This is a genomic window from Pseudomonas sp. HMWF021, assembly GCF_003061005.1.
GTDB lineage: Bacteria > Pseudomonadota > Gammaproteobacteria > Pseudomonadales > Pseudomonadaceae > Aquipseudomonas.
In genome coordinates this window covers 1-12,719 of sequence record NZ_QAIK01000079.1, presented here as the reverse complement: position 1 = coordinate 12,719, position 12,719 = coordinate 1, and the positions used below count along the sequence as shown (strand labels likewise).

Sequence of the window (12,719 nt, the reverse complement as noted above, 5' to 3'; positions counted from 1 at the left end):
GGCTTGGCGGTGGCGACCTGAGTCGGTGCCGGGGTCGGCTTGGCGGCGGGCGCCGGAACCGGGGTTGGCGCCGGTCCGGCCGGAACGCCAGCCGGTGGTGCGGAAGTGGTGACGGTCGGCGGCGTCGCGCTGGAGCCTTCGACCGGCACACCGTCGTCACCTTCAGTGATGCCGCCCGCGGCTTCAGCCAACGGACCGCGCATGACCGGCTGCGAGTTGCCGACCAGCGGCAGCGGCATCGGCTGGGTATTGCCGGCGAATTCGACGTTCGGCGCGCCACCCTTGGCGCCCTGGCCCAACGGCAGTTGCGCCTGTTCGTTGGCCGGTGCGCCGGTGGTTGGCGCCTTGTTGCGACCCGGCATCAGCCAGGCGGCGGCGACCGCGACCACAACGACGGCGGATATCGCCAATACGTGTTTCTTCGGCATGTTGAACCCCATACTTGGACGCTTGACCGCAGAGCGGCTGGCAATCATGACTTCGATCAGTGCATCGCGAGCGACCTGGTTGATGTTGCCAGGCCAACCCTCGGCGCTTTCGTGAATCTCAGAGATCTGATCCGCGGTGAAAAGTTCGACACCCCGGCCCGCACCTTCGAGCCGTTGGTCGAGATATTCGCGGGTTTCTTCTTCGGTGTACGGCTGCAATTCGATGACATGGAAGCGCTCTTCCTCGAGGTGCAAGGCCTCCAGTTGCGCGATCAGCGACGACTCACCGAACAGGAACACGTGCGGACGACCTTCCGGTGCACCGGCACCCAGCGCCATCAGCGCTTCGAGGGCAGACTCGTCGAGCTGCTCGGCGTCATCCACCAGCAGATAGACTTCCTGACCGGTCAGCGCCAGTTGCACCACCTGCGCCAGAATCGCGCCGACTTCCGCCTGCGCCACGTCCAGCGCCTGGGCAACCTGACGCAGCACACCAGCGGCATCGCCGGCGCCACGCGCCGACACCACAACGCTTTGCACCGATTGCTTGTTGGTGCTGGCTACCAGCGCCTGACGCAGCAAGGTCTTGCCGCTGCCCTGCGGGCCGGTGACCACCAGCAGCAACTGGCTGTAACGCGCCAGGTGATGCAGTTGCCCCAGCACCGGTTTGCGCTGGGCCGGGAAAAATTTGAAGCCCGGCACCCGCGGCGCGAAAGGGTCGTGACTTAACTGGAAATGGCCGAGGAACGCCTCGTCGGCATGCAAACTAGTCATCGGAATCTTATTAACCTTTAAGCTGAGCCAGAGCGCGGTAATCCGCTCCCAGCGTGGCCTGTAGAACCTCTTTCGGATAATCGGCGGTCACCACCGCTTCGCCCATCCGGCGCAGCAGCACCAGGCGCAGACGACCGTCGATCACTTTTTTATCAATTGCCATATGTTCGAGAAAATCGGCTTCGGTCATTTCTTCCGGCGGAATCACCGGCAGACCGGCACGCTGGAACAGACGAATGCCGCGATCACGTTCCTGCTCGCTGATCCAGCCCAGACGCGCGGACATTTCCAGCGCCATCACGGTGCCAGCGGCGACCGCCTCACCATGCAACCAGACACCATAGCCCATGTGGGTCTCGATGGCGTGGCCGAAGGTGTGGCCGAGGTTGAGCGTGGCGCGCACGCCGGTTTCCTTCTCATCGGCGCCGACCACGGCAGCCTTGGCTGCGCAGGAACGCTCGATGGCGTAGGTCAGGGCTTTCTGGTCCAGCGCGCGCAGCGCGTCGACGTTGTCTTCGAGCCAGGTCAGGAACGGCTCGTCGCAGATCAGCCCGTACTTGATGACTTCGGCCAGACCGGCGGACAGTTCGCGCTCTGGCAGGGTTTTCAGGGACGCGGTATCGATCAGCACGACGTTCGGCTGATAGAACGCGCCGACCATGTTCTTGCCCAGCGGATGGTTGATGCCGGTCTTGCCGCCCACCGACGAATCGACCTGGGACAGCAGGGTGGTAGGAATCTGGATGAAATCGACGCCGCGCTGGTAGCAGGCGGCGGCAAAACCGGCCATGTCACCGATGACCCCGCCGCCGAGGGCGATGATCGTGGTACGGCGGTCGTGACGGGCGGTGAGCAGGCCGTCGAAGATCAGTTGCAGGGTTTCCCAGTTCTTGAAGGCTTCGCCATCCGGCAGCACCACCGAGATGACCGAGAACTGCGCAAGGCTTTGGGTCAGACGTTCGAGATAGAGCGGCGCAACGGTCTCGTTGGAGATGATTGCCACTTGCCGCCCATGAATATGCGGCGCCAGCAGCTCAGGCTGATCCAACAAACCTTCGCCAATATGAATCGGGTAGCTGCGCTCGCCTAGATCGACCTTGAGTGTCTGCATGTGTCCCCACAGTGAAGATGGAAGCAGGCGTCCTGCCCTGAATTATTGGTTGTCTGCGGCCTATAGCGGGTATGACGCCGCTCGCACGCCATCCGCCACAACCTCGACGGCTGTGACAGGACGCCGAGGATAGCGCATTTCCGGCGGCGCTTTAACGGGGTGGCAGCTGTGCCAGACGGTCGAGAATATCGAGTACCACCATGCGCGGCGGCCGTTCGTCGGTTTCCACCACCAGATCGGCGATCTCCCGATAGAGCGGATCGCGGATCTCGAGCAGGTCTCGCAGGGTTTTCGCCGGATCGGCGGTGCGCAGCAAAGGACGATTGCGATCGCGCGACGTGCGCCCGACCTGCTGCTCGACGGAGGCGTGCAGATACACCACCCGCCCGCCCTCGTGCAGGGCCTTGCGGTTGGCATCGCGCATGACTGCACCGCCGCCGGTCGCCAGCACCACGCCGTCGAACGCGCACAGCTCGGCGATCATCGCCTGCTCACGGTCACGAAAGCCGGGCTCGCCTTCCTTGTCGAAGATCCACGGGATATTGGCGCCCGTGCGCAGTTCAATTTCCTTGTCGGAATCTTTGAACGGCAGGCGCAACTCTTTGGCCAGCAACCGGCCGATGGTGCTTTTGCCAGCGCCCATCGGTCCTACAAGAATCAAATTTCGCACAGAATCAACGACTCACAGCAATCGCCTGGTTATTCATGATACGCGGAGTGAGAAATACCAGCAGCTCGGATTTTTTCTCCGAAACCACATCACGCCGGAAAAGGCGGCCAAGATACGGCACATCGCCAAGAAATGGCACCTTATCTACGACCTTGCTTTGAGTATTTGAGAAAACGCCCCCAATCACGATGGTCTCGCCGTCGTTCACCAGCACCTTGGCGTTGACCTCGTTCTTCTTGATCGGCGGTACATCCTGCACCTTGTTCAGGTAGTCCGGTTCGTCCTTGGTGACCTTGACCTCCATGATGATGCGGTTGTCGGGGGTGATCTGCGGCGTCACTTCCAGCGACAGCGAAGCCTCTTTGAACGACACCGACGTCGCGCCGCTGGAACTGGCTTCCTGGTACGGAATCTCGGTGCCCTTGAGGATCTTCGCCGTCTCCTTGTCGGAGGTGACGACTTTCGGCTGGGAGACGATTTCGCCGTTGCCGGTTTTCTCCATGGCAGTCAGCTCAAGATCAAGCAGCACGTTGTCGGTGATGAAGGCGATGCCGATCCCGGACGTGTTACCGACCGTGCCCATGTCGACGAACGGCGAGTTGGTGCTGGTACTGCCCGGCGTGCCAATGGTGGTCGACGAGCCATTGCTGACCCCGGAGGTGTTCCAGTTGCCCTTGTTCTGGATCGAGCCGCCCCAGCGCACGCCCAGACTCTTGTCGTAATCGACGTTGGCTTCGACGATCCGCGCCTCGATCATCACCTGACGCACCGGAATATCCAGTTGCGCCACGATTCGCCGCAACTCGTCGAGGCGATCCTGGGTCTGGTAGGCAATGATATTGTTCGTTCGCTCATCGACGGTGATCGAGCCACGTTCGTCGATTTTCGCTTCGGCGCTGGTCACTGACTGAAACAGCTTGGCGATATCCGCGGCTTTGGCGTAGTTCACTTGCAACAGCTCGCGGCGCAGCGGCGCCAGTTCGGCGATCTGTTTCTGCGACTCCAGCTCCTGGCGCTCACGAGCCGCAATCTCGTCGGCGGGCGCCACCAGCAACACGTTGCCGATCTTGCGTTTATCCAGGCCTTTGGTCTTCAGCACCAGGTCCAGCGCCTGATCCCACGGCACGTTCTGCAGACGCAGGGTGATCCCGCCCTGCACCGTATCGCTGGCCACCAGATTGAGGTTGGTGAAATCGGCGATCAGCTGCAGCACCGAGCGCACGTCGATGTCCTGGAAATTCAGCGAAAGCTTTTCGCCGCTGTAGCTGTTGCGGTCGGCGTTGCGCTTTTGCAGGTCATCGACCGTCATCGGGCGAATGCTGACGGTCAGCTTGTTGTCGGTCTGGTAGGTGGAATAGTCGAACGTGCCGCTGGGTTCGACGGTGATGACCGCACGATCACCGGTCGCGGCGGCATTGACGAACTGCACCGGGGTGGCGAAATCCTTGACGTCGAGGCGTACCCGCAGCCTGTCCGGCAACTGCGTGCGGGCGAAGCTGAGGATGATCTTGCCGTCATGCTCCTGGATGTCCGGGGCGATGGTCGGGTCCGACAGGTCGATGACGACGTTGCCCTCACCCGCCGTGCCGCGCTGGAAGTCGACGCCACGAATGGCCTTGGCGACGGGCGCATACACCTTCGCCGCAGCAGCGGCAGGGCGTGACGCGACAGCGGCTGGTCGTGGTGCGGCCGGTTTGGTGCCCTGCCCGACCACGACAAACAGATTGTTGCCTTCGACCCGAAAGGTATAGGGCGTCAGTTGCGTCAGGCTGATGATCAGGCGCGTGCGGTCGTTGGCCTCCACCACTGTGGCGGTCCGCGCATTGCCGCTGCCCAGATCGCGGGTCTTGCTCGCCAATTGACTGGCGACACCCGGCAGATCCAGTGCAATCCGCGCCGGGGAATCGGTGGTATAGCCCTTGGGCTGCGGTGGTGGGCCGTCGAACGACAGCTTCAACTCCACGCGGTCACCCGGTAACGCTGCCACATCCAGCGTTTTGAGGCTGGCCGCCTGAACCATCGGTGAAAGCAGCGCTATCCATAGCGAAAAACCGAGGCTAAAGAAAATCCTGTTCATTGTTCGACTTCCACTATGAGTGCTCTTTCAAAGGAATGGTGCGCGGACGCTCCAGCCAGGCGCCTTCGCCATCGGGCACGATTTCGACCACATCGACCTGAGTGGCGCTGATGGCGACGATGCGACCGTCGTTGCGCCCCAGGTAGTCGCCGACTTTCAGCCGATGCACCGCCCCCGCTCCGCGCAGCAGGGCGAAGGAACCGGAGGCATTGGAGATCGTGCCGACCATTTCAAACTGCTCGATGTTGAAACCTTCGAGGTACTGCTTGACCCGGTTGGGGTCGGGTTTGACGTTGCGCGAGCCGCGTTGCTGCCCGGCCAGATCGACGCGCACCTGACGCGAGAACGGGCTGCGCAGGTTGGCCGCGCTGTAGGTAAACGTGGGATAGGAATGGAAGGTCGGTGTCGGCTCGATCTTGCCCGCCGGGCGCAGACGGACTTCATTCATATAGGCGTCGAGATCGCTGAAGTCATCTCCACCAAAGCATCCGCCAAGACCCAGCAACAGCAGCGACAGGGCGATATAACGAATCGGGGTCATTTATCCAACCCCTTGTCGTTGTAACGGTAGGTCTTGGCGAGGATGCTCATGCGCAACTTCGTCCCGCCATCGGGGTTGGCCGGGGCCAGCTCGAAATCGTGCAGGGTGACGATCCGTGGCAGCCCGGCAACGCCGCTGACGAAGGTCGCGAGGTCGTGGTAGGCCCCGGTGACGGTGATCTGGATCGGCAATTCAATGTAGAACGGCTGGGTGACTTCCGGCAGCAGTTTGATTTCTTCGAATTCCAGCCCGCTGCCCAGCCCGGTGCGGGTGATGTCTTCGAGCAATCCCGGAACTTCGGTGTCGCTGGGCAACTGCCGCAGGAGCACGCCGAAGGAGTTCTCCATCTCCTTCATCTGCTGGGTGTACGGCTCCAGATTGGCGGCCATGTGCGCCTTGCTGGCGAATTGCTCCTTCAAGGTGTCTTCTTCCTGACGCTTGGCTTCCAGCTGGTTTTCCATATCGCTGATGTAAAAGTTATAGCCAAGCGCCAACACCAGCACCATCAGGAGTGCTCCCGCGATGGTTTTCACCGCTGCGGGCCAGGAACCTATATTGCTGGTGTCCAGATCGTTGAAGTCGATGTTGCGCAGACTTTGCAGCCACTCGGACGGTTTCATTTGTCGCCCTCCGTCACCAAAGGCTGGGTCTGACGAACGGTCAACTGAAAGACGTTGGCCTGATCCACCTGACCGGCGGTGGTCGCTTTCACCTCGTTCAAGCTGGGCGCGTCGAACCAGTCGGACGCGTCCAGATTGCGCATCAGCTCCGACACGCGGTTGTTCGACTCGGCTGCGCCGCTGATCGACAGTGTCTTGCCGACCAGTTTCACGCTGGTGAAATACACACCGTCCGGCAGCGTGCGGGCCAGTTGATCGAAAATGCGTCCGCTGATCTGCCGGTTACCCTGCAGGTCCTGGATGATGCGCATGCGTTCGACCAGTTGCTGGCGGCGGGCCTTGAGTTCGCTGATTTGCTTGATCCGCTCGTCGACCACGGCAATCTGTTTGCCGATGTAGGCATTGCGCGCTTGCTGCCGTTCGATGGCGGCACTGAAGATCTGGTCGGCGATGAACACCGCACCCACCGAACCGACGAACACCCCGATCAGGATCAACAGGAAGCGTTTGCGCCGCTCTTCACGGCGCTCCTCGCGCCAGGGGAGAAGGTTGATCCGCGCCATCAGTCGAAACTCCTGAGCGCGAGCCCGCAGGCAATCATCAGGGCCGGCGCGTCACTGGCCAGCGCCCCGGCGTTGACCTTGCTGCTCAGGGCCATGTCGGAAAACGGGTTGGCGACCTGGGTCGGCGTGCCCAGACGCTGCTCGATCAGGCGATCGAGCCCCGGCACCGATGCCGTACCACCGGCCAGCAGAACGTGATCCACCGCGTTGTACTGACCCGAGGCAAAGAAGAACTGCAGCGAGCGCGAGACCTGCTGCACCAGCGCTTCCCGGAACGGTTGCAGCACCTCGCTGACGTAATCATCGGGCAGGCCGCCCTGTTTTTTCGCAAGACCGGCCTGCTCGATGGTCAAGCCATAACGACGCTGGATCTCCTCGGTCAGTTGCCGCCCGCCGAACAGTTGCTCGCGGGTGTAAATGATTTTGCCGTTGTGCAGAACACTGAGGGTGGTCATGGTCGCGCCGATGTCCACCACCGCCACGGTGAGGCGCTCCTGCGATGCCGCCAGTTGCGTGGCGAGCAGGCCGAACGAGCGCTCCAGTGCGTAGGCTTCGACATCGACCACTCGCGCGGTCAGCCCGGCCAGCGCCAGCGCCGCCTCGCGCACTTCGACGTTTTCCTTGCGGCAGGCGGCCAGCAGCACGTTGACCCGCTCCGGGTTGCGCGGTGAAACGCCCTGAACCTCGAAATCGATGGCGACTTCGTCCAGTGGATAGGGAATGTACTGGTCGGCCTCGATCCTGAGCTGGTTTTCCAGCTCGTCGTCGGTCAGCCCGGCGTCCATCTCGATGATCTTGGTGATCACCGCGGAACCGGCCACCGCCACCGCCACGCTCTTGAGACCGGTCCGCGCCTTGACCAGCACGCGGGACAAGGCATGGCCTACGCCTTCGAGCTCGGCGATGTTCTTTTCAACCACGGCGTTGGGCGGCAGCGGCTCAACCGCGTACGCCTCGACCCGGTAGCGGTCACCCTGACGACTCAGTTCCAAAAGCTTCACCGAAGTGGAGCTGATGTCGATCCCCAGTAACGTATTGGTCTTTTTATTGAAGAGTCCCAGCACTACCAATTCCCTATGACTTTCCGTGAGTTACGGACTCTGTAATACGCATTGCGTTCCTTCACCCCGCCTTGACAGAAGCGCAAATGACGCCCCCAGCAGAAAAGTGCTTATAATGCCCAGCGTTTTTTTCCGCTTTTTACTGCCGGCCCAGGTTGTTCTGTGTGTTACCGGAACCCTGTCGCCCAATTCATTCTTTGCCCTGGATGTTCAAAAGCCTTGATTCGTCTGCTGAAATTTTTCGGTTGGTCCATCGTCGCCGTTTTCTGCGGACTGCTTTTAGGTCTCAGCGGCGCGTTTCTTTACCTTAGTCCGGGTTTGCCGTCTGTGGAGGCGCTGAGAAGCATTCAGTTGCAGATTCCTCTGCGGGTTTACAGCAGCGACAACAAGTTGATCGCAGAATTTGGCGAAATGCGCCGTACTCCGATCCGTTTCGCCGACATTCCACCCAATTTCATTAATGCGTTACTAAGTGCTGAAGACGACAATTTTGCCAACCACTATGGCGTTGATCCGAGCAGCCTGATGCGTGCGGCGACCCAACTGGTCAAAAGCGGACACATTCAGTCCGGCGGCAGCACCATCACCATGCAGGTGGCGAAGAACTTCTTCCTCACCAGCGAACGCAGCTTCTCGCGCAAAACCACCGAAATTCTTCTGGCCCTGCAGATCGAACGACAGCTCACCAAGGACGAAATTCTCGAGCTGTACGTGAACAAGATCTACCTGGGTAACCGCGCCTATGGCATCGAGGCGGCGGCGCAGGTGTATTACGGCAAGTCGATCCGCGACGTCAGCCTGGCGCAGATGGCGATGATCGCCGGCCTGCCGAAAGCCCCGTCGCGCTTCAACCCGCTGGCCAACCCGGCGCGCAGCAAGGAACGTCGTGACTGGATCCTCGGGCGCATGTACAAGCTCGGGAAGATTTCCGAGGCGGACTACACCGCCGCGATTAACGAGCCGCTGAACGCCAGCTATCACGTGCCGACGCCGGAAGTGAACGCGCCGTACATCGCCGAAATGGCCCGTGCCGAAATGGTCGGTCGCTATGGCAGCGACGCCTACACCGAAGGTTTCCGCGTCACCACCACGGTGCCGAGCAACCTGCAGGAAATGGCCAACACCGCGCTGCACGAAGGCCTGATGACCTACGACCAGCGTCACGGCTACCGTGGCCCCGAATCGCGTCTGCCGGGCAAGACCCACGAAGCGTGGGCCACCGAGCTGACCAAGCAGCGAACCATCAGCAGCCTGGAACCGGCCATCGTCACCCAGGTCGACAAGAATGGCTTGCAGGTGCTGACCCGTACCGGCGAAGAACACGTCGCCTGGGACACCATGAAATGGGCGCGCCCGTTCCTCAATACCAACAGCATGGGCGCCGCACCGCGTCAGCCGTCGGATGTGGCGCAGGTCGGCGATCTGATTCGCGTGCAGCGTCAGCCGAACAACTCGCTCAAATTCAGCCAGATCCCGCAGGCGCAGGGCGCGCTGGTGTCGCTGGATCCGCAGAACGGCGCGATTCGCTCGCTGGTCGGTGGTTTCGCGTTCGAACAGAGCAACTACAACCGTGCCCTGCAGGCCAAGCGTCAGCCAGGCTCGAGCTTCAAGCCGTTCGTCTACAGTGCTGCACTGGACAGCGGTTATACCGCCGCGACGCTGGTCAACGATGCGCCGATCGTGTTCGTCGACGAGTACCTGGACAAGGTCTGGCGGCCGAAGAACGACACCAACACCTTCCTCGGCCCGATCCGTCTGCGCGAGGCGCTGTACAAGTCGCGTAACCTGGTGTCGATCCGCCTGCTGCAGGCGATGGGTGTGGGCAAGACCATCGACTACATCACCCGCTTCGGCTTCAACAAGCAGGATCTGCCGCCGAACCTGTCCCTGGCACTGGGCACCGCAACCCTGACCCCGATGGAAATCGCCACTGGCTGGAGCACCTTCGCCAACGGCGGCTTCAAGATCACCCCGTACATCATCGACAAGATCGAAAGCCGTAACGGCGACACGTTGTTCGTCGCCAACCCGCCGACCGTGCCTCAGGGTGTGTCGGCCACGGATGGCCTCGCCGCGCCAGCGTCGCAGCCGATCACCGTCAACGCCGCACCGGTGCCGGGCGAAGCGCCGGGCACTACCGCCGCACCACAAGCGCCGGCGGTGGCCGAGCGAATCGTCGATGGCCGCACCACGTACATTCTCAACAGCATGTTGCAGGACGTGATCAAGCTCGGCACCGGTCGCCGCGCACTGGCCATGGGTCGCAGCGATATCGCGGGCAAGACCGGTACGACCAACGAATCGAAGGATGCGTGGTTCTCTGGTTACAACGCCGATTACGTGACCACCGTGTGGACCGGTTTCGATCAGCCGGAAAGCCTCGGTCGTCGCGAGTTCGGCGGCACCGTGGCGCTGCCGATCTGGATGAACTACATGTCGGCCGCGCTCAAGGACAAGCCGCCGCATGTGCAGCCTGAGCCGGAAGGCATCCTCAGCCTGCGGGTGGATCCGGTCAGCGGTCGCGCGGCAACGCCGAGCACGCCGGGTGCGTACTTCGAGCTGTTCAAGTCGGAAGACACGCCGCCGTCGGTGAACGAGCTGGGTAACGGCACCGCGCCGGGCAGCCCGCTGCCAGCGGATGAGCAGGCGCCGATCGATCTGTTCTGATCCAGCCTTGGCAAAAAGCCCCGCCTTCGTGAGAAGTGCGGGGCTTTTTATTGCGTGAAAATCAAGATCAAAAGATCGCAGCCTTCGGCAGCTCCTACATTTGGAATGCGTCTCCCCCTGTAGGAGCTGCCGCAGGCTGCGATCTTTTGATCTGCCAACAAAAAGCCCCGACTCATGACGAGCCGGGGCTTTCGTTTGAAGCGTTACAACGACTTAGCCGTTGAACACGTCATCCACGCTTTTCAGCGGGTAGTTCTTCGGATACGGCAGGGTCGCCACACCGGTCTCGATCGCAGCTTTGGCCACGGCGTCGGAGATCAGGGTGATCAGGCGCTTGTCCATTGGCTTCGGAATGATGTACTCACGGCCGAATTCCAGCTTGATGCCGCCGTAGGCGTCGCACACTTCCTGCGGCACTGGCAGCTTGGCCAGTTCACGCAGGGCGTTGGCCGCAGCCACTTTCATTTCTTCGTTGATGCGCTTGGCGCGAACGTCCAGGGCACCACGGAAGATGAACGGGAAGCCCAGTACGTTGTTGACCTGGTTCGGGTAGTCGGAACGACCGGTGGCCATGATCACGTCGCTGCGGGTGGCGTGTGCCAGTTCCGGGGAGATTTCCGGATCCGGGTTCGAGCAGGCGAAGACGATCGGGTTGGCCGCCATCGACAGCAGGCCTTCAGGGCTCAGCAGGTTCGGGCCGGACAGACCGACGAACACGTCAGCGCCTTGCAGAGCGTCAGCCAGGCTGCGCTTGTCGGTGGCGTGAGCGAACACGGCTTTGTACTGGTTCAGGTCGTCACGGCCGGAGTGGATTACACCGGTACGGTCAACCATGAAGATGTTTTCGATTTTTGCGCCCATGCTCACCAGCAACTTCATGCAGGAGATGGCCGCAGCACCAGCGCCGAGGCAGACGATCTTGGCTTCCGGCAGGGTCTTGCCGGCGATTTCCAGGGCGTTGATCATGCCGGCCGCGGTAACGATAGCGGTGCCGTGCTGGTCATCGTGGAATACCGGGATGTCGCACTGCTCGATCAGGGCGCGCTCGATCTCAAAGCACTCAGGTGCCTTGATGTCTTCCAGGTTGATGCCACCGAAGGTGATGGAGATGCGTTTTACGGTGTCGATGAAGGCTTGCGGGCTTTCGGAGTCGACTTCGATGTCGAATACGTCGATGCCGGCGAAGCGCTTGAACAGCACGCCTTTACCTTCCATAACCGGCTTGGAAGCCAGTGGGCCGAGGTTACCCAGCCCCAGAATCGCGGTGCCATCGGAAATGACTGCAACCAGGTTGCCCTTGCCGGTGTACTTGTAGGCCAGTTCAGGATCACGAGCGATCTCACGCACTGGTTCAGCTACGCCGGGGCTGTAGGCCAGCGACAGGTCGCGGGCGGTAGCAGTGGCCTTGGTGAGCTCGACACTCAGCTTCCCTGGACGAGGATTGGCATGATATTCGAGAGCGGCAGTTTTCAGATCAGACATTTTGGCATTCCGCTTTTTACTGTTGGACAGACTGGTCAGCGAGGATACGCGCCTCGCAAAGTCCCCACAAGACTGAGCGGTCACCGCTGTCAAGCGCCCTGCCCTACGACTTTGGGCCAAGAGCCACGGCGCACAAGGGCTGGACTGTTCACAATCAACAGAAAAAATGTCTACAATTTTTATTCAGCGAGCGCTTTGCAGCATTGAAGGATCCGTCAGCGGAAGTAACCAGCGTGGCTGACCCGGTTTCAAACCGCCGCGTCGCGAGCGATCGACGACCCAGCCGCGAGCTTCTATCTGCCTGCCTTTCAACGCCTGCAAGCGGGCATTGTCGAACTGTCCGAGCAGATTGGGTGCAACGCGCAATACAAGCGCGTCCTGCAACTCGATCCAGATTCCACCGCGATTGCGCTGAACCTTGCTCACACGCCCGCTGACCACGGCGAAACCCGAGCGCTGAATCTGCTGCGCTTTCAGTACAGGCGACTGGCGCCAGACGCCGCGCCCAGCGGTTCGCGCGCTCCTTTCCGCGGCTTGCTGACAGGCAACAAGATCGACGTTCGGCGCCACCGCGACCTGAAAACCGAGGCCATCGGCGAGCATTTGCGCTTCGAGACTGGCGCCGCTGGCACTGTAGACATGCGCCAGGGTCCGGCCGTAATGATCCTTGGCCTGCTTGCCGGGGAGCAAGCCGACCCGCCCGCCACTGTCCGCCACCAGTGCTT

11 protein-coding genes are annotated in these 12,719 nt (G+C 61.4%); 1 reads left to right on the top strand and 10 read right to left on the bottom strand.

The window, feature by feature from the left end; translation table 11 throughout:
* The 8 genes from DBR18_RS10645 to DBR18_RS10610 form a co-directional block, all read right to left on the bottom strand.
* Positions 1-1,202: ExeA family protein (locus tag DBR18_RS10645; protein WP_108590289.1), on the bottom strand; the 1,202-nt coding region annotated here is incomplete at its 3' end.
* Positions 1,203-1,212: 10 nt separating this feature from the next.
* Entirely contained in the window at positions 1,213-2,313 is a 1,101-nt protein-coding gene (gene aroB / locus DBR18_RS10640; protein WP_108590286.1) for a 3-dehydroquinate synthase, read from the bottom strand.
* Between the two features lie 151 nt (positions 2,314-2,464).
* Complete coding sequence (aroK, locus tag DBR18_RS10635; protein ID WP_024011270.1) at positions 2,465-2,983, bottom strand: shikimate kinase AroK; 519 nt, start codon at positions 2,981-2,983, stop codon at positions 2,465-2,467.
* Positions 2,984-2,987: 4 nt separating this feature from the next.
* Positions 2,988-5,060, bottom strand: coding sequence for a type IV pilus secretin PilQ (gene pilQ, locus DBR18_RS10630; protein WP_108590285.1), 2,073 nt, complete (start codon positions 5,058-5,060; stop codon positions 2,988-2,990).
* Positions 5,061-5,073: 13 nt separating this feature from the next.
* Positions 5,074-5,601 carry a pilus assembly protein PilP gene (locus DBR18_RS10625; RefSeq protein WP_108590284.1) on the bottom strand — a complete coding sequence of 176 codons (528 nt, stop codon included), beginning with the start codon at positions 5,599-5,601 and terminating at the stop codon, positions 5,074-5,076.
* Positions 5,598-6,221, bottom strand: a complete 624-nt coding sequence (gene pilO / locus DBR18_RS10620; RefSeq protein ID WP_108590283.1) for a type 4a pilus biogenesis protein PilO — start codon at positions 6,219-6,221, stop codon at positions 5,598-5,600. The genes DBR18_RS10625 and pilO overlap by 4 nt, the downstream gene beginning before the upstream one ends.
* Entirely contained in the window at positions 6,218-6,784 is a 567-nt protein-coding gene (locus DBR18_RS10615) for a PilN domain-containing protein (RefSeq protein ID WP_108590282.1), read from the bottom strand. Before DBR18_RS10615 ends, pilO begins: the two co-directional genes overlap by 4 nt.
* Complete coding sequence (locus DBR18_RS10610; RefSeq protein WP_108590281.1) at positions 6,784-7,848, bottom strand: pilus assembly protein PilM; 1,065 nt, start codon at positions 7,846-7,848, stop codon at positions 6,784-6,786. Before DBR18_RS10610 ends, DBR18_RS10615 begins: the two co-directional genes overlap by 1 nt.
* 219 nt (positions 7,849-8,067) lie before the next feature.
* On the opposite strand from DBR18_RS10610, the gene DBR18_RS10605 reads away from it, so the two are divergent.
* Positions 8,068-10,512 carry a penicillin-binding protein 1A gene (locus DBR18_RS10605; RefSeq protein ID WP_371921088.1) on the top strand — a complete coding sequence of 815 codons (2,445 nt, stop codon included), beginning with the start codon at positions 8,068-8,070 and terminating at the stop codon, positions 10,510-10,512.
* 213 nt (positions 10,513-10,725) lie between these two features.
* Here the strand turns inward: DBR18_RS10605 and DBR18_RS10600 are convergent, their stop codons facing one another.
* Entirely contained in the window at positions 10,726-11,994 is a 1,269-nt protein-coding gene (locus tag DBR18_RS10600) for a malic enzyme-like NAD(P)-binding protein (RefSeq protein ID WP_108590279.1), read from the bottom strand.
* Positions 11,995-12,177: 183 nt separating this feature from the next.
* Positions 12,178-12,719, bottom strand: a 542-nt coding sequence (locus tag DBR18_RS10595; protein ID WP_108590278.1) for a thermonuclease family protein, incomplete at its 5' end; no start/stop codon positions are given.

Excerpts from the sequence above, each read along its gene's own strand:
- aroB (WP_108590286.1), bottom strand. The coding sequence starts at position 2,313 with ATGCAGACACTCAAGGTCGATCTAGGCGAGCGCAGCTACCCGATTCAT.
- pilQ (WP_108590285.1), bottom strand. The coding sequence starts at position 5,060 with ATGAACAGGATTTTCTTTAGCCTCGGTTTTTCGCTATGGATAGCGCTG.
- DBR18_RS10625 (WP_108590284.1), bottom strand. The coding sequence starts at position 5,601 with ATGACCCCGATTCGTTATATCGCCCTGTCGCTGCTGTTGCTGGGTCTT.
- pilO (WP_108590283.1), bottom strand. The coding sequence starts at position 6,221 with ATGAAACCGTCCGAGTGGCTGCAAAGTCTGCGCAACATCGACTTCAAC.
- DBR18_RS10615 (WP_108590282.1), bottom strand. The coding sequence starts at position 6,784 with ATGGCGCGGATCAACCTTCTCCCCTGGCGCGAGGAGCGCCGTGAAGAG.
- DBR18_RS10600 (WP_108590279.1), bottom strand. The coding sequence starts at position 11,994 with ATGTCTGATCTGAAAACTGCCGCTCTCGAATATCATGCCAATCCTCGT.